The sequence below is a fragment of the Rhizobium sp. GCM10022189 genome (assembly GCF_042656325.1).
In the GTDB taxonomy this organism is placed as follows: domain Bacteria; phylum Pseudomonadota; class Alphaproteobacteria; order Rhizobiales; family Rhizobiaceae; genus Rhizobium.
In genome coordinates, this window is the sequence record NZ_JBHSOR010000004.1 from 50463 (window position 1) to 72296 (window position 21834).

General features: G+C 62.6%; 19 protein-coding genes. 7 read left to right on the top strand and 12 right to left on the bottom strand.

Going from position 1 to position 21834, the window contains the following annotated elements:
* Nucleotides 1-17: 17 nt before the first annotated feature.
* A complete protein-coding gene (locus ACFPWW_RS04700) occupies nucleotides 18-1361 on the bottom strand; it encodes an ABC transporter substrate-binding protein (protein WP_377310722.1) in 1344 nt (447 codons plus the stop codon).
* Between the two features lie 156 nt (nucleotides 1362-1517).
* On the opposite strand from ACFPWW_RS04700, the gene ACFPWW_RS04705 reads away from it, so the two are divergent.
* Nucleotides 1518-2417, top strand: a complete 900-nt coding sequence (locus ACFPWW_RS04705; protein WP_162706868.1) for a LysR family transcriptional regulator — start codon at nucleotides 1518-1520, stop codon at nucleotides 2415-2417.
* Nucleotides 2418-2694: 277 nt separating this feature from the next.
* On the opposite strand, the gene ACFPWW_RS04710 is transcribed toward ACFPWW_RS04705, so the two are convergent.
* Nucleotides 2695-2931 (bottom strand): hypothetical protein, encoded by a 237-nt coding sequence (locus ACFPWW_RS04710; protein ID WP_377311086.1) that lies wholly within the window; start codon nucleotides 2929-2931, stop codon nucleotides 2695-2697.
* Between ACFPWW_RS04710 and ACFPWW_RS04715 the strand changes: the two genes are divergently transcribed.
* The 3 genes from ACFPWW_RS04715 to ACFPWW_RS04725 all read left to right on the top strand — a co-directional run bounded on the left by ACFPWW_RS04715 (nucleotide 2816) and on the right by ACFPWW_RS04725 (nucleotide 4813).
* Nucleotides 2816-3553: a hypothetical protein gene (locus ACFPWW_RS04715; protein WP_377311077.1), complete on the top strand. Its 738-nt coding sequence runs from the start codon at nucleotides 2816-2818 to the stop codon at nucleotides 3551-3553. The two genes, ACFPWW_RS04710 and ACFPWW_RS04715, sit on opposite strands and share 116 nt — an antisense overlap.
* A gap of 145 nt (nucleotides 3554-3698) precedes the next feature.
* Nucleotides 3699-4487: a DUF2092 domain-containing protein gene (locus ACFPWW_RS04720; protein ID WP_377310725.1), complete on the top strand. Its 789-nt coding sequence runs from the start codon at nucleotides 3699-3701 to the stop codon at nucleotides 4485-4487.
* On the top strand, nucleotides 4484-4813 hold the full coding sequence (locus ACFPWW_RS04725) for a hypothetical protein (RefSeq protein ID WP_112563439.1): 330 nt from the start codon (nucleotides 4484-4486) through the stop codon (nucleotides 4811-4813). Before ACFPWW_RS04720 ends, ACFPWW_RS04725 begins: the two co-directional genes overlap by 4 nt.
* Nucleotides 4814-4876: 63 nt before the next feature.
* Here ACFPWW_RS04725 and ACFPWW_RS04730 read toward each other — a convergent pair whose 3' ends face one another.
* The 8 genes from ACFPWW_RS04730 to ACFPWW_RS04765 all read right to left on the bottom strand — a co-directional run bounded on the left by ACFPWW_RS04730 (nucleotide 4877) and on the right by ACFPWW_RS04765 (nucleotide 14972).
* Nucleotides 4877-8044, bottom strand: coding sequence for an efflux RND transporter permease subunit (locus ACFPWW_RS04730; protein WP_377310727.1), 3168 nt, complete (start codon nucleotides 8042-8044; stop codon nucleotides 4877-4879).
* 42 nt (nucleotides 8045-8086) lie between these two features.
* Nucleotides 8087-9286: an efflux RND transporter periplasmic adaptor subunit gene (locus tag ACFPWW_RS04735; RefSeq protein WP_112754863.1), complete on the bottom strand. Its 1200-nt coding sequence runs from the start codon at nucleotides 9284-9286 to the stop codon at nucleotides 8087-8089.
* Nucleotides 9287-9491: 205 nt separating this feature from the next.
* On the bottom strand, nucleotides 9492-10625 hold the full coding sequence (locus ACFPWW_RS04740) for a calcium:proton antiporter (RefSeq protein ID WP_377310729.1): 1134 nt from the start codon (nucleotides 10623-10625) through the stop codon (nucleotides 9492-9494).
* Between the two features lie 183 nt (nucleotides 10626-10808).
* The gene (locus tag ACFPWW_RS04745; RefSeq protein WP_112544467.1) at nucleotides 10809-11159 is read right to left on the bottom strand and encodes a ribbon-helix-helix domain-containing protein; all 351 of its coding nucleotides are present in this window, start codon (nucleotides 11157-11159) and stop codon (nucleotides 10809-10811) included.
* 22 nt (nucleotides 11160-11181) lie between these two features.
* Nucleotides 11182-11778, bottom strand: a complete 597-nt coding sequence (locus ACFPWW_RS04750) for a DJ-1/PfpI family protein (protein WP_112563447.1) — start codon at nucleotides 11776-11778, stop codon at nucleotides 11182-11184.
* Nucleotides 11779-11865: 87 nt separating this feature from the next.
* The gene (locus ACFPWW_RS04755; protein ID WP_112563449.1) at nucleotides 11866-12261 is read right to left on the bottom strand and encodes a DUF779 domain-containing protein; all 396 of its coding nucleotides are present in this window, start codon (nucleotides 12259-12261) and stop codon (nucleotides 11866-11868) included.
* 73 nt (nucleotides 12262-12334) lie between these two features.
* Nucleotides 12335-13843 carry an aldehyde dehydrogenase gene (gene adh, locus ACFPWW_RS04760; protein ID WP_112563451.1) on the bottom strand — a complete coding sequence of 503 codons (1509 nt, stop codon included), beginning with the start codon at nucleotides 13841-13843 and terminating at the stop codon, nucleotides 12335-12337.
* Between the two features lie 169 nt (nucleotides 13844-14012).
* Entirely contained in the window at nucleotides 14013-14972 is a 960-nt protein-coding gene (locus ACFPWW_RS04765) for a helix-turn-helix domain-containing protein (protein WP_112563453.1), read from the bottom strand.
* A gap of 434 nt (nucleotides 14973-15406) precedes the next feature.
* Here ACFPWW_RS04765 and msrB point away from each other — a divergent pair, with 434 nt between their 5' ends.
* Both msrB and ACFPWW_RS04775 read left to right on the top strand, forming a co-directional pair.
* Nucleotides 15407-15895 (top strand): peptide-methionine (R)-S-oxide reductase MsrB, encoded by a 489-nt coding sequence (gene msrB, locus ACFPWW_RS04770; RefSeq protein WP_112563455.1) that lies wholly within the window; start codon nucleotides 15407-15409, stop codon nucleotides 15893-15895.
* Between the two features lie 16 nt (nucleotides 15896-15911).
* On the top strand, nucleotides 15912-17777 hold the full coding sequence (locus ACFPWW_RS04775) for a cytochrome c biogenesis protein DipZ (RefSeq protein WP_377310733.1): 1866 nt from the start codon (nucleotides 15912-15914) through the stop codon (nucleotides 17775-17777).
* On the opposite strand, the gene ACFPWW_RS04780 is transcribed toward ACFPWW_RS04775, so the two are convergent.
* On the bottom strand, nucleotides 17764-18975 hold the full coding sequence (locus tag ACFPWW_RS04780; protein ID WP_377310735.1) for a TIGR03862 family flavoprotein: 1212 nt from the start codon (nucleotides 18973-18975) through the stop codon (nucleotides 17764-17766). The two genes, ACFPWW_RS04775 and ACFPWW_RS04780, sit on opposite strands and share 14 nt — an antisense overlap.
* Before the next feature lie 39 nt (nucleotides 18976-19014).
* Entirely contained in the window at nucleotides 19015-19437 is a 423-nt protein-coding gene (locus ACFPWW_RS04785; RefSeq protein ID WP_112563461.1) for a MerR family transcriptional regulator, read from the bottom strand.
* A gap of 71 nt (nucleotides 19438-19508) precedes the next feature.
* Between ACFPWW_RS04785 and ACFPWW_RS04790 the strand changes: the two genes are divergently transcribed.
* On the top strand, nucleotides 19509-21824 hold the full coding sequence (locus ACFPWW_RS04790; protein WP_377310737.1) for a heavy metal translocating P-type ATPase: 2316 nt from the start codon (nucleotides 19509-19511) through the stop codon (nucleotides 21822-21824).
* Nucleotides 21825-21834 lie beyond the last annotated feature (10 nt).

The window sequence follows — 21834 nt, forward strand, 5'->3', positions numbered from 1 at the left end:
GGACTTTCTACGCTGGGCTATTTCTTCTTCTTCAGATCGTCGACGATGGCCTGCATACGCTCCTGGCCCCAGGCGGCAGCCTTTGCCGGGTCCTCACCCTGAAGGACGACACGCTGGACGACCTGGGCCGGGATGTCGCGGGCGACGATCGAGCCGATGTAGGGATTGACCACGCCGGAGCGGATGACCTTGCCGTCCTTGAACTGGGCGCCGGCCTCGGATTCGAAATCGAGCGAGTTCGACGTGTCGAAGGCGATGCGGGAAATATCCTCACGGCCGCTCAGGCTTGCGGCCGCGCCCGCCTTGATGACCTCTTCCTGCACGTCCTTGAGCGGCGGGATGAGGTGCGGGTGAACGGTGAGCGAGAAATCCCTGAGCCGGTCGCCGGTGACGATGAACTTCAGGAACTTGCGGGCCGCATCGACATTCTTGGCGCCAACCGCTTCGGAAGACAGAGCGAAGCTGTTGGAGTTGACGAATTTCACCGGAACGCCGCTCGGGCCTAACGGAATATCACCGGCGCTGGTGTTCTTGAAGAGATCGGGCGTGTTCAGGGCCGCATTGACGATGAGGCGCGGCGCATAGATATCGATGCCGATCTTGCCCGTAAGATAGACGTTGATCATGTCACCATAGGAATAGGAACCGACGCCCTGCGGCGAGAATTTGGCGATCTGCTGCAGGAAGGTCAGCGCCTTGACGGTGCCAGGATTGTTGAAGGTGACGTTCAGATCCTTGTCGAAATAGGTGCCGCCGGCACCCCAGATCATCTGCGACAGAAAGATGCCGGTCATGCGGTTCTTGCCGGCGGGGAACATGAAGCCGAAATTGCCGTCGCCGGTCAGCGCCTTGGCGTCGGCAAGCAGGTCGTCCCAGGTCTTGGGGGTGGAAATGCCCTTCGCCTTCAGAAGGTCGTCGCGCTGCCAGAGCACGCCGTAATTGCCGAGCGTGTAGGGAATGTCGAAGATCTTGCCTTCGACCGGTACGAGGGAGCCGGGCACGTAGTCGTCACGGCCGATTTCGCTGACCATGTCGTCAAGCGGTACGAGATACCCCTTGCGCGCAAATTCGAAGCGCTCTTCCGGAAGGATCTTGAAGATTTCCGGCATGGTCTTGGTGTTGATGGAGGCCAGGACTTTCTGCAGCCGCCCGTCGGTGCTGACGGCTTCCATCTCGATCTTGATATCGGGGTTCTGAGCCTCGAATTCCTTGATCGCCTTGTTGAAGAATTCGATGCTCGGCGGATCGGTTTCGTTATGAAGAAAGCGGACGACCTGCGTTTCCGCCCATGCAGCGCTTGATATCAACAGCGCTGCCAACCCGCTTCCGACAGACAAATACATGCGTGTTCTGGCAAGCATTGCCACTCTCCTCCCGTGAAATACTTCCGAATGCACAACCTGCTCTTTGCGCAGGCCTCCTCCGTGCATGAACAGAAGGTTAAACTGCTGCTTTGCCATTCGTCCACTACATGTTACCTATATCGGATATTCATTTTCCGTATGGGAGGACGGGCGATGGAGCTTGCCGATCTCAGGATATTCGTGCGCGCGGCGGAACTCGGCAGCTTCAGCAAGGCGGCCGTCACGACAGGGGTGGCGCAGCCGACCGTCAGCCGGGTGATCAGCGATCTGGAGGCGGAATGGGACGGGCCGCTATTTTATCGGACAGGCCGCGGCGTTACGCTATCCGAGCTTGGCGAGGAGGCGCTGACAAAGGCACGCTTCCTGCTGCGCGAGGCGGATCAGGCTGCCGAAGATCTCAAGGCTTTCAGCCGCTTGCCGAGCGGAATCGTCTCCATCGGGCTGCCGACATCGATCGTGGAGCCGGCCATTCCCCGCCTCGTCAACGAGTTGCGCGCCGAGCTTCCGGGCATCCGCCTGCAGGTCTACGAGGGCTTCAGCGACCAGATCGAGCGCTGGCTGGCGGAAGGCACGATCGACATCGGCGCCTACAGCAAATATCGCGAGGGGCCGTGGAGCCGGAACGCACTGCTACTGGAATCCCAGCTTGTGCTTGCCGGCCCGCGGGAGGGATGGAACCTGCCGCCGGAAATCGATTTCGCGCGGCTTTCAGAATTCGATCTCGTTCTGCCGGCCCGCACCAACGGCTTGCGCATCATGGTGGATTCCGTCGCACGGCGGATGAAAGTGCCGCTGAACATCATCGCCGACGTCGATTCCACCATTGGCCAGAAGGCGATGGCTGCCCATTGCGGCTGCTACATGGTGAAGGCGCCGCATACGATTGCCGACGAGACGCGGCACGGGATGTTTGCAAGCAGCGTCATCCGCAATCCCTTCATCACCCGGCACGTCACGCTCGTCACCGGCCATCAGCGGCCGCTCAGCCGCGCCAGCCGTGAAGTGGTTTTCCGGCTGACCGAAATTCTGCGCAGGCTTTCGGTCCCGACATAGCGCGGGCGTGGCGGCGAGAGCGCCGCGTGGCCATTGTTTCCCGAATGGCACCGGTTGCGGCAGGCAGAACGAGCCGGCGCGAAGCGCAGACGGTTCCGGCTGTGTTGCTAATGCGCAGAAGAACATAGTACTTATGGGTTATTGCTACAGTAACGGCAACTAACACTTCTTCGAATATTCGGGTCTACTATCGAATATTCGAACGTGGTAAAGTAATCTTGCGTGGAATTTTAACGTCTGCACGTTCTGGTTTTTCGACCTCTTGAGACCTGCCGTCTCATTCAGCCGGAACAATTGTTTTCATGCCGTAGATCGATGAACTTTCGAGGGAGGGGACAATGCGAAAATATGCATCTTCTCGATCGGCAACACGCAAGGGGCGCTGGTTTCCGTTCGGCCTGTCACAGCTGGGCGTCTTCTGCGCGGCTGGTCTTTTCTGCGGATTGGCTTTCGCACAGGCGCCGACCGAAGAGCAGAAGAGCGCGGTCAGATCGGCCTGCCGGTCCGATTTCATGGCGCAATGCTCCGGCGTGCAGCCGGGAGGCATGGAGGCGCTGAATTGCCTGCAGCAACACGACGCCACCCTCTCCCCGGCCTGCCGCAAGGCCGTATCGGCGATTACCGCCAAGCCGAAATCGACATCCGCGGAGCCGTCTCAGACAGCGCCCGCTACAACGGAGACGGCGACGCCGGCCCCGTCGGCCGGCGCTCAGGCGGCGGCCCAGCCGACTGAGGCGCAGCGCGATGCCGTCAAGTCGGCCTGCCGCTCCGACTTCATGGCGCAATGTTCCGGCGTGACCCCGGGAGGTGCTGCAGCGCTTTCTTGCCTGCAACAGCATAGCGCCCGCCTGTCGGCGCCTTGCCAGCAGGCCGTCGCAGCCATCGGCACGGCGGGCGCGCCCGCGGCCGGCGCGGGTGCTGCGGCGGCCGCCGCGCCGCCGGCAACCCGGCCGGCTGCCATGCCCGACTTTTCTCCGCGCGAGGAGGTGATGATCGTGCGGGAAAGCTGCGGGCCTGACTTCCGCGCTTTCTGCCGGATGGTGCCGATCGGCGGCGGACGGGTGATCGCATGCCTGCGGGACAATCTGCAGCGCGTTTCGCCGGCCTGCCATAAAGTTCTGACCTCGGGCCTGTAGCGCGCTTCCAATTCTTATCCGGTTTTGCCGGGAATGCCTGAGCCGTCAGGCATTCTCCTGATGGTTCTGCAGAGCCGCGCCGTAGACGACCCCGACTGTCCGCATGCGCTGAATTCAATGACGACACAAATGAAAGGCAGTTGCCATGTCATCGACTTCTCATCTATCGCGATTGAAACGAATACTGCGCTCTTGCGCCGTTGCCGCCGGCCTTGTGCTGCCGACGCATGCATGGGCGGATGACGCAAAAGAGCTTCTCAAGGCGATGTCCGATTTTCTGGTGGAGCAGAAGACGATATCCTTCAGCTACCAATCCTCGCTCGAGGCGGTGACGCCGGACTTCGAGAAGCTGCAATTCGTCAGTTCGGGCACGGCCAATATCACCCGGCCCGACAAGCTGCGCGTCACCAGAACCGGAGGCTTTGCGGATATCGACGTCAGCTTCGACGGTTCGACGCTGACCGTACATGGCAAGAACCTCGATGCCTATGCGAAGATCGCCGGCAAGGGCTCGCTCGACGAGCTGATCGACAGGCTCGCCGACGCCGGCGTGGAAGCGCCGGGCGCCGATCTTCTGTCCGATCATGTCTACGATATCCTGATGACCGACGTGACCGAGGCAAAGCACATTTCCAGCGCCTTTGTGGATGGCGTGGAATGCGCCTACCTGGCTTTCCGCACACCGGAACTCGACTGGCAGATCTGGATTCAGACGGGTCCGCAGCCGATACCGCGACGCTATGTGATCACCAGCAAACACGTCGTCCAGGCACCGCAATACACACTCGAGATCCGCGACTTCAAAAGTGGCGCGGAGGTTGCCGCCACATCCTACGACATCGAGATCCCGGCCAATGCCAAGACCGTGGACCTGAGCGAACTGCAATCGATCGATGAGCTTCCGGCACCGACCGTTACAGGAGGTATGCAATGACCCGCAGCAAGCTCTTTTTCGCCCTCTGCCTTGCCGGTGCGATGGCCTTTGCCGATTTTCGCTTGGAGGCGAACGGCCCGCTGCCGGTGTCGATCGGCTTTGCCACACCGGCGGGCGCCGTGATCGGCCGGCCGTTGACGCCACTCTCCTATGCCGGTGTCGCCCGGCGCACGACGCGCCGGGTCGTCCGGCGAACGGCGACGACGATTGCCGTTCTGCCTCCCGGCTGCATCTACGGCCCCTATTACGGCGGCTATTATTACCGCTGCGGCGGCCTCTACTACGCCAAGAGCGGCGGCGTCTACGTGCAGGTGATCGTAGAGTAGGCCCTGTCGGAGGCTCGGGCATTTCCGCTTCACCCGGATTGCGGAAATGCCGCCGGGACGGCCCTATTGCACGTTCATCTCCGCCACTGCGACAGCCGGGGCCTTGCTGCGGCGCTTTCTGAATTCTTCAAGGCGCTGCAGCACCACGTAGAAGGACGGGACGAACAGCACGGCAAGGCAGGTCGAAGCGATCATGCCGCTGAAGACCGATATGCCGATCGATTTGCGGGCGGAGGCGCCGGCGCCGGTTGCCAGAACGAGCGGCAGGACACCCAGAATGAAGGCGAAGGATGTCATGAGGATCGGACGGAAACGCAGGCGGGCAGCCTCGACCGCTGCAGCCAGGATCTCCATGCCTTCCTCGCGTTTTTCACGCGCATATTCGACGATCAGGATGGCGTTTTTCGATGCCAGCGCGATCAGCAGGATCAAACCGATCTGGGTATAGAGATTGTTGGCGACACCCGCCGCCATCAGCGCGCCGACCGTGCCGAGCAGGGCAAGCGGAACGGCCAGCAGCACGGCAAGCGGCAGGATCCAGCTTTCATATTGACCCGCAAGCACGAAGTAGACGAGCAGCATGCCGAGCGCGAATATATAGTAGATCTGTCCGCCGACCGCCTTTTCCTGATAGGAGAGCGCCGTCCATTCATAGCCGGTCCCGATCGGCAAGGTCTGGTCGGCGATCTGTTCCATGACGTCGAGCGCCTGGCCGGAGCTGAAGCCGGCGGCAGGTCCGCCAACGATGGTTGCGGACGGGTAGAGATTATAGAGGCTGATCAGCGAGGGGCCCTGCATCGGCCTGATATCGACGACGGTTCCGAGCGGCACCATCGTGCCGTCGCCCGCCTTGACCTCCAGATTGCGGATGTCGTCGGGGCTGACGCGGAATTGCGGGGATGCCTGGGCATAGACCTGGAACGTACGGCCAAACTTGTTGAACTGTGTCACGTAGCTCGATCCGACATAGCCCGACAGCGCGGAGAAAACCTGGCCGACGGTAACACCCAGCGTCTCGGCCTTGATGCGGTCGACCACGACCTCTAGCTGCGGCACGTTCGAACGGAACGACGTGCTCAGCCTTTGCAGCGAGGATTGGGCTTCGCCGTTCTTGACGATCGTGTCGGTCAGGGACTGCAACAGCGCATAGTCGGAAACGCCGTTCTTGAGTTCCACCTGCATCGTAAAGCCGCTGGCATTGCCGACGCCCTGGATGGGGGGCGGCACGATGACCAGGGTTTTTGCGACCAGTATGCTTTCCAGCGCGCCGTTCAGATGCTGGTAGATCGACAGCAGATCCTGACCCTTTTCCTTCAGCCTTTCGTCCCAGTCCTTCAGCACGACATAGGCAACACCGGCATTCTGCAGGCTGGCATTGTTATCAAGAACGGATATGCCGCTGATCGTCAGGACCTGATCGACGCCGGGTGTGGCCTGGGCGATCTTGCCGACGTCCGCCATCACGGCATCGGTGCGCTCCTTGGATGCGCCGTCGGGCAATTGTGCGCCGATCAGCACGTAGCCCTGATCCTCGATCGGCAGGAAGGCGGTCGGTACGCGCGTGAGGCCCCAGACGGCAACACCCATCAATGCCAGCGCCAATGCGACCATGATGGTGGCGTGGCGCGTCATCGCGCCGATCAGCCGGACATATCCGCGTTCGCCCCAGTCGTAGATCCTGTTGAAACCGCGGTAGACGAAATTGCGTTTTTCGGGCGGCACCGGCGTGCGCAGCCAGAGCGCGCATTGCGTCGGTTTCAGCGTCACGGCGTTGATGGCGCTGATCAGCGCCGTGGCGGCGATGACGAGCGCGAATTGCCGGTAGAGCTGACCCGTCAGCCCCGGCAGGAAGGCCGCCGGAATGAAGACGGCCATCAGCACCAGCGTAATGCCGATGACCGGGCCGAGCAGTTCGTCCATCGCCTTTTCGGCGGCCTGGCGGCCGGACATGCCCGCCTCGATGTGCCTTGCGACACCTTCGACAATGACGATGGCGTCATCGACGACGATGCCGATGGCAAGCACGATCGCAAACAGGGTGGACAGGTTGACCGTAAAGCCCATGGCGGCCATTGCCGCAAAGGCGCCGATGATGGTGACGGGCACCGTCGTCGCCGGCACGAGCATGGCCCGCCAGTCCTGCAGGAACAGCAGGATGACGATGAGAACGAGAACGCCGGCCTCTATCAGCGTAACATAGACCTCGTTGATGGAAGCCTTGACGAATTTCGTCGTGTCGAAGGGCAGATGATATTCGAGGCCGGGCGGGAAGGCCTTGGCGAGTTCCGCCATCTTCGCATCGACCGCCTGGGCCACCGCAATGGCATTTGCCTCCGGCAGCTGCGAAATACCGATGCCGGCAGCCGGGCGGCCATTCTGCATGAAGGTCTGGCTATAGGTCTGCGCACCCAGTTCGACCCGGCCGATATCGCGTATCCGCGTCACCCGGCCGCCATCGGCGCCATCGACCTTGACGATGATGTTCTCGTAGTCGACGGCGTCGTTCAGCCGGCCGTTGATATTGAGCGTATATTGGAAGGTCTGGCCCGCTGGAACCGGCGGAATGCCGATCTGGCCGGCCGTCACTTCCTGGCTCTGCTGCTGCACGACATTGACGACATCCTGCGGCGTCAGCCCGCGGGCCTGAAGCAGGTTCGGATCCATCCAGATGCGCATCGCATACTGGCCGGCGCCGAAGACGGTGACGTTGCCGACGCCCGGCAGACGGGCCAGTTCGTTCTGCAGGTTGATGACCGCATAGTTGGAGAGGAACAGGCTGTCATAGCGGCTGTCGGGAGACGTCAGGCTGACGAAGCCGAGGATCGCGGTCGATTTCTTCTGGGTGGAAACGCCCTGGACCTGCACCGATTGCGGAAGCGACGACATGGCGATGGCGACACGGTTCTGTACCAGCACCTGCGCCTGATCGGGATCGGTTCCGATGGCAAAGGTCACGGTCAGCGAATAGGTGCCGTCGCTTGCGCTCGTCGACTGCATGTAAAGCATGTCCTGCACGCCGTTGACCTGCTGCTCGATCGGCAAGGCCACCGTATCGACAAGCGTTTTGGCGCTGGCACCGGGGAAGCGGGTCGTCACCTGCACGGTCGGCGGAACGACATTGGGATATTGGGCGACCGGCAGTTGGAAGAGAGCCACCGCGCCGATGAGGACGAAGACCAACGCCAGAACGTTGGCGAGTACCGGCCGTTCGATGAAGAAGCGCGAGATCATGCTGTTGTCCCTGGACCTTCAGATGAAGCGTGGTGGCGGATCTTATTGCGTCGTCGTTGCGGCCTTTGCATCGGCGCCGGCTTCTGCCGGCTGCGTCTTCATATCGATTTTCTCCGGCGCGACCTTGCCGCCGGGTATGGCTTGCTGGATACCCTGAACGATAACCCAGTCGGCCGGGTCGAGGCCGGATTCGATGACGCGCAGAGCGCCTTCGCGCTGACCCGTCTTGACCTGCTTCTGCTCGACCGTGTCGTCCTTTCCGAGAACGAGCACATAGCTCCCGAGCTGGTTCGTGGCGATCGCATCGTCGCGGACGAGCAGTGCCTTCTCGTTCTGGCCGATCGGTACGCGAACGCGCACGAAGAGGCCGGGCAGTAGGGCCTTGTCCTTGTTGTCGAAGAGAGCCCGGACCTGAAGCGTGCCGGTGGAGGCGTCGAGTTGCGGCGAGACGTAATCCAGATGCCCCTTGTGCGGATAGCCTTCCTCGGATTGCAGGCCAAGCTCGGCGGGGATGCTCGGCAGGTCGGTCTGCCTGAACGTGCGTCCCTGTTTTCTGAGCATGTCCTTGATCATCAGCACCTGGGTTTCGCTGACGTTGAAATAGGCATAGATCGGGTCCGTCTGGACGATGCTCGCAAGTTTGGTCGGGCCTGAGACGCCGACGAGCGTGCCGATATCGACGAGATGGTTGGTCACAATGCCGTCGAAGGGGGCGAGCACTTCCGTATAGCCGAGGTTGATCGTCGCGAGTTCCAGATTGGCCTGAGCGTTGAGGATGGAGGCGTTGGCCTCGTCGAGCGTCGCCTTGGCGCTGTCGACGGCCGTCTGCGTCGTAACCTGCTGTTTCATAAGGTTGAGCTGGCGGTCGTATTCCTGTTTGGCGCCGACCTGGGATGCCTGTTGCGAAGCGAGCGTCGCCTTCGCCTGATCCAGCTGCGCCTGATAGGTGTCCCGCTCGATGCCGAAGAGCTTGGTTCCCTTCGTCACCGCCATGCCGTCCTGGTAATCGATCGACTGGAGATAACCCTGAACGCGCGCTTCTATATCGACTGCGTTCAGCGCTGCCGTATTGCCGGTCAGATCGAAATAGAGGGTGACCGGCTCCTGGACCGGCTGCGCGACACGGACGGCGGGCGGCGGCGGCGGGACGTAGGTGTTGCTGCTTCCATCGCAGGCGGCGAGCGCTGCCATGCCGACGATCATTACGGAAATCTGCAGGCCCCGATGCAATCCCTCACGCATTCTTGCTGCCCCGACGATCTATGTGCCCCGGTCTTCATGCGTGCCTTGACGGCAGCCCCCAGAAGCCGCCGGATATTTCAGGCATGCGGTACTATGTCGCGGGATTACCCGAAATTGCAATAGGTTACGATATGTAATTTAGGTGCGCCTAAATGATTGGCGGTTGCCTGGCCCGGGCGGGGGCTCAATCGGGGCATCTTCCTGCTTACTGCTGGGTAATGAGCAGCACGTAAGCCAGGAACAGGACCAGGTGAACCGCGCCCTGCATGAGGTTGGTGCGGCCGCTGGAAAAGGTGATGATGCTGACGGCGAGCGTCAGCACGAACATGACAAGATCCGGACCCTGAAGCCCCAGGGTGACGGGGTGCCCGTAGAGGTGGCTGATCGCCAGCATGGCCGGCACGGTCAGGCCGATCGTCGACAGGACCGAGCCGAGGAAGATGTTGATGGCGCGCTGCAGGTGGTTGGCGACGGAGGCGCGCACGGCGCTGATCGCTTCGGGTGTCGCAACCAGCACCGCCATGATCACGCCCCCGAATGCTGCCGGAGCGTGCAGGGTTTCGATCACGTAGTCGATTGGCCGGGCAAGTTCTTCGACCAGGAAGACGACGGGTCCCATATAGGCAAGCAGCAGCATCGCGTGATGCCATACCGGCCGGTGGTGCCGCATGGTGCCGGCATGCTGTTCGTGATGATTGCCGTCATCGGCGAAGTAACGTTGGTGGCGGCCGGACTGCAGCAGGAGAAATATGCCGTAGAGGCCGATCGAGACGATGCCGAGAAACATCTGCCTCGGGGCCGAGGGGTGCGGGCCATCCGGACCGGCGAGAAATGTCGGCATGACGAGGCTGAGCGTTGCCAGGGGCACGATGACACCGAGATAGGCATTGGCGCCGTGCAGATTATGCTGCTGGTCTTGCCGTCGCCATGCGCCCGAGAGCAGCGAAAGTCCCACCATGCCGTTCAAGATGATCATGACGACGGCAAAGAGCGTGTCGCGGGCGAGCGTCGGATTGTTTGCCCCATGCAGCATGACAGCCGAGATCGCCATCACTTCGATCGAGGTGATGGCAAGGGTCAGGATGAGGGTTCCGTAGGGCTCGTGCAGCTGCTCGGCCAGATGATCGGCATGGCGAACGACCGACAGGGCGGAGCCCAGCACAACGGAAAAAAGCCAGAGAAAAATGACGGCAAACCAGAAAGGGCCGGAAATTTTCGCGAAAATCTGCTCGGAGAAGGCAAGGAAAGCCAGGCTGGTCGCGACGCTGACGCCAAGGAACCATTCCTCGCGGATGGCACCTGCCATGTTCGTCGTGCGCAATGCCGAACCGTCAGTCATTGGGAACACCGCCGGCCGCACAATACCGCCGCATCACGACCACGATCGCTTGCATTTTGCCCTCCGCTGTCCCCATCGCCCCGGCAAACCGGGCGGTGCGGTCTGGCGGCGGCAGGCGTGATTGTCGCATGCAGAGGGGCAATCCGCCTACCCAAAAATCATCGCCGCGGGTTCAGGGCGAGTTCAATGGTACTTCCGCTTCTCCCGCCCCAGAATTTCCGGGGCGTTAAGGCCGGCAATGGGCCTTGAGAGATCGGCGGGAATATCGCCCGCAAGCTGGAGATCCAGATAGCGGGCGCAGCAGACGCGCAGGAACGAGGTGAAGTTGCCGAGATCGTGGCCGGCATCGATCGATTCGTGGTGCAGCCTGGTGATTAGCTGGACCACGTTCATGCCGTCGCGGGCGGCGATTTCCTCCAGTTTCGACCAGAAGAAATTCTCCAGCCGCACGCTGGTGACCATGCCGTCGATGCGCAGCGACCGGGTTGTGCTTTCCCAGAGCCTGGCATCGGCCTTGATGAACAGCTCACACATCACGTTCCTCCCGCCAGTCCGCTCAGGCGGCGTTGGTCTCCAGGGTCGTTGCCGCGTCGAGTACCGTCATGAACTGGCGCAGCCACGAGGGATGGGCCGGCCAGGCCGGCGCGGTGACGAGATTGCCATCGGAGACCGCGTCGCTGATCGCGATATCGGCATAGGTGCCGCCGGCAAGCTCGACTTCCGGGCGGCAGGCAGGATAGGCCGAGCAGGTACGGCCCTTGAGAACGCCGGCGGCTGCCAGAAGCTGTGCGCCATGGCAGATCGCGGCGACCGGCTTGTTGGCATCGAAGAAATGCCTGACGGCCTTGATGACATCGGGGTTGAGGCGAAGATATTCCGGGGCACGTCCGCCGGGAATGACGAGCGCATCGTAATCTTCCGCGCGCACGCTTTCGAAGGTGGCGTTCAGCGCGAAATTATGGCCGCGCTTTTCCGAATAGGTCTGGTCGCCCTCGAAATCGTGGATGGCGGTGGCGACCGTCTGGCCGGCAGTCTTGCCGGGGCAGACGGCGTGGACCGTGTAGCCGCAGGCAAGCAGCGTCTGGAACGGCACCATGGTTTCGTAGTCTTCCGTGAAATCGCCTGTGATCATGAGAATCTTGGATGCTGGCATTTCTTCCTCCCGTAAAAACCAACAGATGGACTTTAACAAAGGATCGCGGGCCGCGGGTACTAAGGGAATACTACAGGCGCTTCTCGATCAGGTCGTTTCCCGCGTCCTGACATCGGGAATGGCGCAGGCCTCGCCGCCGCCGAACATGCGAGAGCGGGTGAGGAACCGTTTTTCACGGCCGTTATCGAGTGAAAACATGCCGCCGCGGCCGGGTACGACATCGATGATGAGCTGGGTATGCTTCCAGGCTTCGAACTGGCTGGCGCTGATATAGACGGGCACGCCGCCGATCTCGCCGAGCTTCACGTCCTGATCGCCGACGATGAAATCGTCGGTCGGATAACACATGGGTGAGGAACCGTCGCAGCAGCCGCCGGACTGATGGAAGAGGATTTTGGGATAATCGCGCTGGATTTCCCTGATGAGGTCGAGCGCTGCATCGGTTGCGAGCACGCGCGGCTCGCCATTGACCATCTGTTCCATGATTGCCTCCTCCAAGACAATGCCTCCTCCCCGCGAAGGGAGGAGGCTCGATAGTAGCACGATCGCCGGCTTCTCAGAAGAAGCCGAGCTTCTTCGGGCTGTAGCTCACCAGCATGTTCTTGGTCTGCTGGTAGTGGTCGAGCATCATTTTGTGCGTTTCGCGGCCGATGCCGGATTGCTTGTAGCCGCCGAAGGCCGCATGGGCCGGATAGGCATGGTAGCAATTGGTCCAGACGCGGCCGGCCTGGATTTCCCGGCCGAAGCGATAGGCGCGGTTGCCGTCGCGGGTCCAGACACCGGCGCCGAGGCCGTAGAGCGTGTCGTTGGCGATTTCGAGCGCTTCCTTCTCATCCTTGAAGGTGGTGACGGAGACGACCGGGCCGAAGATTTCCTCCTGGAACACACGCATCTTGTTGTGGCCCTTGAAGATGGTCGGCTTGATGTAATAACCGTCAGACAGTTCGCCGCCGAGATCGTTGCGCGAGCCGCCGGTCAGCACCTGTGCGCCCTCCTGCTTGCCGATATCGAGATAGGCGAGGATCTTTTCCATCTGCTCGGTGGAGGCCTGTGCGCCGATCATCGTTGCCGGATCGAGAGGGTTGCCCTGCTTGATGGCTTCGACGCGTTTGACGGCCCGCTCCATGAAACGGTCGTAGATCGATTCCTGGACGAGAGCGCGGCTCGGGCAGGTGCAGACTTCGCCCTGGTTCAGTGCGAACATGGCGAACCCTTCGAGCGCCTTGTCGAAGAAATCGTCGTCTTCGGCCGCCACATCGGCAAAGAAGATGTTGGGCGACTTGCCGCCGAGTTCCAGCGTGACCGGAATGAGGTTCTGGCTGGCATATTGCATGATGAGGCGACCCGTCGTCGTCTCGCCGGTAAACGCAATCTTGGCGATGCGCGGGCTGGAGGCGAGCGGCTTGCCGGCTTCGAGACCGAAACCGTTGACGATGTTGAGCACGCCGGGCGGCAGGAGATCTCCGACGAGTTCTGCCCAGAGAAGCAGCGAGGCGGGGGTCTGTTCGGCCGGCTTGATGACGACGCAGTTGCCGGCGGCAAGGGCCGGTGCCAGTTTCCAGGCAGCCATCAGGATCGGGAAGTTCCAGGGTATGATCTGGCCGACGACGCCGAGCGGTTCATGGAAGTGGTAGGCGACGGTGTCGTGATCGATTTCGCCGATCGTGCCTTCCTGGGCACGGATGCAGGAGGCGAAATAGCGGAAGTGGTCGATGGCGAGCGGAATGTCGGCCGCCATGGTTTCACGGATCGGCTTGCCGTTGTCCCAGGTTTCGGCCTGGGCCAGAAGCTCCAGCTTGTCTTCCATGCGCTGGGCGATCTTCATGAGGATGTTGGAGCGCTCGGTGGTGGAGGTGCGGCCCCATTTATCCTTGGCGGCATGGGCGGCATCGAGCGCGGCGTTGATATCCTTTTCATCGGAGCGCGGGATCTCGCAGAGCTTGCCGCCGGTGACGGGCGTGACGTTGTCGAAATATTTGCCGCCGATCGGCTCACGCCACTCGCCGCCGATATAGTTGCCGTATTTCAGCTTGAACGGCGACTCGACGATTTTTTGATGAAGCATGTCATCCTCCCTTGATGAACAGGTTCCGGAACGAACCAGTGGGGGGAATCTGTGTCGCTTTTATCAGAGGGAACAGGGCGTCCGGCCAATACCGCAGTGCACAGTGTCGCAGAGTTGCGACAGGTTCGGGCAGCGCCACGAAATTGTGATCGTACCGCTTGCCCGACCCTCAATGCAGGTCGAGCTTTTTCATCTTCCTGTGCAGCGTGGCGCGGCTGATGCCGAGGGATGCGGCCGCCTGCGAGACATTGCCGTGTGTGCGCGACAGCGCCCTTAAAAGGGCGGCTTTCTCCGCTTCGGCCATCTCCTCTTCTCCCGAGACGCGGCCTTCGTGCAGCGCATCGGAGGCCGGAAGGCCGGCGGCGATATGCCTGTCGTCCAGCTTGAGGGCAAGGCGGGCGGCGCGGGTGGCGCCGAGGACGAGATCATGGCGATCGACGGCCAGCAATGCGTTGGCGGAATTGGCGCCCGCCGGCACCATGACGAAACGGGCACCGGGAAAAGCGGAGCGGAACAGGTTGAGCTCGATGCGCATCGCCGCGTCGCGTACAGCCTGCGAGAGAATGGTGAGCGTCATCTCGTTGACGTCGTCGCGGCAGGTGGAGATGTCGAGGGCGGCGGCGAGCTGGCCGCGGTGATCGCGGATCGGCGCCGTGGTGCAGCTCAGCTTGATGTTGGAGCAATAAAAATGCTGGTCGCGGAAGACGGCGACGGCGCGCTCATCGGCAAGCGCCGTGCCGATGCCGTTGGTGCCGATGCTGGCCTCGGTCCAGACAGAGCCTGTCCAGAGGCCGAGGTCGTGGAATTCCTTGTCGTTGCCGGCCGCACCCCGACGCTCCAGCGCAATGCCGTTGCGATCGGTCAAAAGCAGGCAGCAGCCAGCCTTGCCGACAGTCGCAAAGAGACGGTCGAGTTCGTCGCGGGCCTCGGCGATCAATTGTTCGGATTGCTCTCGCGCAAGGCGGAACTCCTGTTCCGTGAGGCGCAGCGGCGCGCGTTTGTCCTCCGGCGCAAGCCGATACATGGTCATGCATCGGCGCCAGGAAGCCACAATCGGCGAGCTGGCCGCAGCCGAATTTTGCTGCGCGCACGTGTAGACATGCTCCGCATGCGCGGATTGTTCGTGCATGAAGGCTCCTCCCACGGAACTTGCGCATATTCTGATGTAAATGCGGCGGCTTTGCAATCGAGCCGGCCTGACGGCAGATTGTATGGATGGAATTTGCCTGACGGCGGATGTCGCAATTCTGAGACAGTTATACCCGGCGGCTCGTCCCTCGTGATCGCGACAATATGAACGGCTGTCCGCTTGTCCGGTGCGGTTTTGCGCAATAGCGTCGTATCTAAGGAGATATAACGACCAGCAGGCGCCGGGTGCCGGCGTTTCTGACTTCACATTTCGGTGTTTGGGCTGATGGCGGTGAAACAGATCGGATCGCGGCTGCGTAATTCCCTCAGTAGGCAACAGCGAAAGAAAATCGCCGTGCTGGGAATAAATGCCAGCCGGCGTTGTCTACCAGGGAAGGTGAACCTGTCGCAGCTGCTGACCAGGAGAGCAAAGCGATGATGAACAGACGATTGCTGCTGACCACTGCCGGACTTGGCGCCTTTGCCCTGCGCCTCGGTTTCGGCAGTTCCGCGATGGCGGAGGAGACCTTTGCCGTCACTCATACCGACGAAGAGTGGCGCAAGCTGCTGACTGCGGATCAATATTCGGTGCTGCGGCAGGAGGGGACGGAATATCCCTTCACCAGCCCGCTGCTGCACGAAGAGCGCAAGGGCAATTTCGCCTGTGCGGGCTGCGACCAGGACGTCTTTTCTTCGGCCACGAAGTTCGACAGCGGCACGGGCTGGCCGAGCTTCTGGGCGCCGCTTAACGACAAGGTCGTCGGCACGACGCGCGACACGTCCTTCGGCATGGTGCGCGATGCCGTCCATTGCGGGCGCTGCGGCGGGCATCTCGGCCACGTCTTCAACGACGGGCCGAAGCCGACCGGGCTGCGCTACTGCATGAACGGCGTTGCCATGACATTCCACCCGGCTTCTGCCTGATCGACGGACGATTACGATGCTTCTCTTTGTCCTAGCCTATCTCGGCGGGGTGCTGACGATCGTCAGCCCCTGCATCCTGCCGGTGCTGCCCTTCGTCTTTGCGCGCGCCGGCCAGCCCTTCCTGCGCAGCACGTTGCCGATGCTGCTCGGCATGGCGGCGACATTTGCCGCGGTCGCCACGCTGGCAGCCGTCGGCGGCGGCTGGGCCGTGCAGGCCAACGAATATGGCCGTTACGCCGCCATCGTGCTGCTCGCCGTCTTCGGCATCGTCCTGCTGTTTCCGGCGCTGTCGGATTATCTGACGCGGCCGCTCGTTTCGCTTGGCGCGCGCCTGTCGCAATCGGCCGATCAAAGCACGCGCGGCGGCGGTTCGGCCATAGCCGCCTCGCTGCTGCTCGGGGTTGCGACCGGCCTGCTCTGGGCGCCCTGTGCCGGGCCGGTGCTCGGCCTGATCCTGACGGGGGCGGCGCTGCAGGGGGCCAATGTCGGCACGACGCTGCTGCTGCTTGCCTATGCGCTCGGTGCTGCGACCTCGCTGGCCTTGGCGCTTCTCATCGGTGGCAAGGTCTATCAGGCGATGAAACGGTCGCTCGGTCTCGGCGAATGGCTGCGGCGCGGTGTCGGCGTTGCCGTGCTCGTCGCCGTGGTGGCGATCGCGCTTGGCCTGGATACCGGCTTCCTGACGCAGGCTTCGCTCGCCAGCACCAATGTTCTGGAACAAGGGCTGGTCGATCAGTTCCGTCAGCAGAAGACGGCCGACAATGCCGGCGCCATGAAGTCGGTCGTGATGCCCGCGGGCGGCGGCGGCTCGATGGCGATGACGGCCAACAACCAGACGATGATGTCCGGCAATCCGGCCGCAATGAGCGGCAACAGCATGATGATGGCGATGAAGCCGAAGGGCGTGGCCGAGCAGCTGCCGGTCGAAGGCCAGATGCCGCCGCTCGACGGGGCCGTGCAATGGCTGAATTCCGCGCCGCTGACGGCCGAGCAGCTGAAGGGCAAGGTCGTGCTCGTCGATTTCTGGACCTATTCCTGCATCAACTGCCTGCGCGCCATTCCCTATGTCAAAGCCTGGGCGGAGAAATACGAGGATCAGGGCCTCGTCGTCATCGGCGTGCATTCGCCGGAATTCGCCTTCGAGAAGAACGTCGCCAACGTGAAGAAGGCGATTTCCGATCTCGGCATCACCTATCCCGTCGCGGTCGACAACGACTATGCGATCTGGCGGGCCTTCGACAACGAATACTGGCCGGCGCATTATTTCATCGATGCGAAGGGGCAGATCCGCCACCACCATTTCGGCGAGGGCGATTACGACCAGTCCGAACGGGTGATCCAGCAATTGCTTGCCGAAGCCGGCAAGACCAACGTCTCCAGCGATATCGTCGATGTGAAGGCGACGGGTGCAGAAGCCGCTTCGGATGCGGCCAACGTGCAATCGCCGGAAACCTATATCGGTTATCAGCGTTCGGAAAACTTTATCGACGACAAGGGCACGATCAACGATGCGGCGCATGACTACGTCGCGGCAACGCCCAAGCTGAACGAATGGGGCCTGACCGGCAACTGGACCGTCGGCCCGGAACAGGCATCGCTGAATGCCGCCGATGGCAGCATCTATTATCGCTTCCATGCCCGCGACCTGCATCTGGTCCTCGGACCCGGCGCGGACGGCAAGCCGGTGCGCTTCACGGTGACGGTTGACGGCAAGGCGCCGGGCGACGGTCACGGCGTGGATACCGACACCGACGGCAACGGCACGGTGACGGGGCAGCGGCTCTACCAGCTGGTGCGCGAAGCGGGGCCGGTCGGCGACCACACGTTCGAGATCCGCTTCCTCGATCCCGGCGTGCAGGCTTTCGCCTTCACCTTCGGCTGAGCCAGTTCTCGATGCCTCTGGCCGCAGCGCGGCCTGTGGCGAAACAGGCGCTCAGCAGATAGCCGCCTGTCGGCGCCTCCCAGTCCAGCATCTCTCCGGCGGCAAAAATGCCGGGGAGATGTTTCAGCATATAGGTCTCGTCGATTGCGCTGAAGGCGATGCCGCCGGCAGAGGATATGGCCTCGGCGATGGGGCGTGGGCGCAGCAGCGGGATCGGCAGGGACTTGATGGCGGCGGCGAGTCTGTGCGGATCGTGGCGGTCCGACTCCAGCGTCAGCTCCCTGAGAAGCGCGGCCTTGACGCCATCGATCCCGGCGCTCTTGCGCAGGCGGTTGGAAAAGCTCGTCTTGGCATCGTGCCGGGCGAGATCGCGGGACAGACGTTCGAGGCTGCGACCGGGAGCAAGATCGACCGTCAGCATTGCCTCGCCATGCCGCAGCAGGTCATTGCGCAAAGCGGCCGAGTGCGCATAGATCAGGCTGCCTTCGATGCCGTGTCTGCTGATGACGAACTCGCCGGGCAAGGTCCCGGCGCGCGAGGTTACCGTCACCGATTTCAGCGGCTCCCCGGCGAAACGATCGCGGAAGAGCTCGCTCCAGGCGACATCGAAGCCGCAATTGGCCGGCTGAAACGGTGCGACTTCTATCCCGCGTTCAGAGAGCAGCGGCACCCAGCCGGCGTCCGAGCCAAGCCGCGGGTAGCTCGCGCCGCCGAGTGCGAGCAGTGTCGCATCGCAGGCTATGGTCATGCGGCCTTCGGGCGTTTCGAAAAGGTGGCCGCCCTGCGCAAGGCCAACCCAGCGATGGCGGGTGCAGAATTTGACGCCGCGGAATTCCAGCTGGGCGAGCCAGGCGCGCAGTAGCGGCGAGGCCTTCATCACCTTGGGAAAGACGCGGCCGGAGGAGCCGACGAAGGTTTCGGTGCCGAGATCGGCCGCCCAGGCGCGGATATCGGCCGGCGTGAAGGCGTCGAGGGCGGCGCGCAGTTGGGGATTGGCCTTTCCGAAGCGGGTGGCGAAGCGCTCGTAATCTTCGGAATGGGTGATGTTAAGGCCGGATTTGCCGGCAAGCAGGAATTTGCGGGCAAAGGTCGGCATCGCGTCGTAGACGGAAACGGCGTGGCCGCTTGCCGACAGCACTTCGGCCGCCGAAAGGCCGGCGGGGCCGCCGCCGATGATCGCGATCGTCTTCTGTTTCATCGCGCCTTCTTGGCGCGGGCGGTCAGCGAGCGCAAGTCATCAATGGTGCGGATGGGCGCATTTACCGTGGTCGGCAAGCACCTCGATGACCCGGCACTGATCGACGCGGCCATGGCCGCAGCCTTCGACCATCAGCTCCAGTTCCGCTTTCAGGGCGTTCAGGCTGCGGATACGCTGCTCGACTTCGATGAGACGCGCCTTGGCGATGGCGTCGGCGGAGGCGCAGGACTGGTGCGGATCGTCCTGGAGCTGCAGCAGCGTGCGGATCGCCTCGATCTCGAAGCCCAGTTCGCGGGCATGGCGGATGAAGGCGAGGCGGTTGAGGTCCGACGGTTCGTAGGAGCGCTGGTTGCCTTCGCTGCGGCTCGGCGCAGATAATAGGCCGATGCCTTCATAATAGCGGATCGTCGGCACTTTGACGCCGCTTTGGCGGGCGGCTTCACCGATGGTGATCTTTTTCATGATTTTCCTCTTGCACCTCTAGTCGCTAGAGGATGTAGGAAGGATGCTGCCTACAAGCAAGGATTTACATCATGAGCGAAGCAGCACAGGCACGGTACCGGGTTGGCGGCATGGATTGCGCCGCCTGCGCAACGAAAATCGATACGGCCGTCCGGCGTGTGCCCGGCGTCGAAGACGTCTCCGTATCGGTGACGGCGGGCACGATGACGGTGCGCCACGACGGCAGCAGCGATCTCAAGGCGATCGAGAAGAAAGTGACCGGCCTTGGCTATTCGGTTGCGCCGCTTGCGGGCAAGGCTCCTGCGCGCGCGAGCAGGACTGATGATGACCATGCGCATCACGATCATGACCATGGTCACGAGCATAGCCATGATCACCATGGGCATGAGCATGATGATCACTGGCATCACGACCATAATCACGAAGGCCACGGTCACGATCATGCCGGTCACCGTCATTCGGGCCACGGGCATTCGCATGGCGCCGGGGAAGTCGAAGGCCTGCATGGCCGTGACGGGCCGACGACCGGCCCCTGGTGGCAGAGCAGGAAAGGCCGGCTGACGATCCTGTCCGGCCTTGCCCTGGTTGTCGCCTATATCGTGGGCCATCTGGTGCCCCCGATCGCCTCCTATGCGTTCGTCGTCGCCATGCTGGTCGGGCTGGTGCCGATCGCGCGCCGTGCGGTGATGGCGGCGCTTTCCGGTACGCCCTTTTCCATCGAAATGCTGATGACGATTGCCGCCGTCGGCGCGGTCATCATCAATGCCGGCGAGGAGGCGGCCACGGTCGTGTTCCTGTTCCTTGTCGGCGAACTGCTCGAAGGCGTCGCCGCCGGCAAGGCGCGTGCCAGCATCCAGTCGCTGACGACGCTGGTGCCGAAGAATGCGATGCTGGAGACGGGCGGCGAGGTGAAGGAAGTGCCGGCCGAGACGCTGGCGGTCGGTTCCGTCATTCTCGTTCGGCCGGGAGATCGGATTTCCGCTGATGGCACTATTCTCTCCGGCGAAAGCGCGATCGACGAGGCGCCGGTGACGGGCGAAAGCACGCCGGTGCGCAAAGGCGCGGGTGAGACGGTGTTTGCCGGGACGGTGAATGGTGATGCCGCATTGCGCGTGCGCGTCACGGCCGCTGCCGAGGACAATACGATTGCCCGCGTCGTCAAACTAGTGGAGGAAGCCCAGGAATCCAAGGCGCCGACGGAGCGTTTCATCGACCGGTTCTCCCGCTATTACACACCTGGAGTCGTGGTCGTGGCGGCGCTGGTCGCCGTCCTGCCGCCGCTGCTGACGGGCGGGGCCTGGGGCGAGTGGGTTTACAAGGGTCTGGCGATCCTCTTGATCGGCTGCCCCTGCGCGCTGGTTATTTCCACGCCGGCGGCAATTGCCGCCTCGCTCTCGGCGGGAGCGCGCCGCGGTCTGCTGATGAAGGGCGGGGCGGTCCTGGAATCGCTCGGCAAGGTGACAGCGGTCGCCTTCGACAAGACGGGCACGCTGACCGAAGGCAAGCCGCAGGTCACCGATATCATTGCCTATGGACGTTCGGAGGCGGAGGTGCTTTCGCGCGCTGCCGTTCTGGAGCAGGGCTCCAGCCATCCGTTGGCGCTGGCGATCCTCAACCGTGCCAAGGCCGATCGCGTGCCCGTGCCGCCCGCTTTCGAGGTGGAAGCATTGCCCGGCAAAGGCATGACCGGCAAGGTGGGCGGCGAGACGCTCGATCTCCTGTCGCCGCCGGCTGCGCGTGAGCGCGGGGCGTTGAACGCAGAGCAGGATGAGCAGGTCGAGGCGCTGAACGGCGCGGGCAAGAGCGTTTCGGTGCTGCTCGTCAACGGCGCTGCGGCCGGCCTGATTGCCATGCGCGACGAGCCGCGCGAGGATGCAAAGAGCGGGCTTGCGACGCTGAAGGCGGCGGGCGTGCGCGCCATCATGCTGACGGGCGACAACAAGCGCACGGCAGCGGCCGTTGCCGGCGATCTCGGCATCGACTGGCAGGGTGAGCTGCTGCCGCAGGACAAGCAGCGCATCGTCGGAGAACTGAAGCGCGAAGGGCTGTTCGTCGCCAAGGTCGGCGACGGCATCAACGATGCGCCGGCACTTGCATCCGCCGATGTCGGCATCGCCATGGGCGGCGGCACCGACGTGGCGCTGGAAACGGCAGATGCTGCCGTGCTGCACGGGCGTGTCGGCGACGTGGCGCGCATGATCGACCTTTCGAAGCGGACGATGCGCAATATTTTCCAGAACATCAGCATCGCGCTCGGGCTGAAAGTCGTGTTCCTCGTTACCACCATCATCGGTCTGACCGGCCTGTGGCCGGCGATCCTCGCCGATACGGGCGCGACCGTGCTGGTGACAATGAATGCGCTTCGCCTTCTTCAGATAAAGACATAAAGATTTCTTT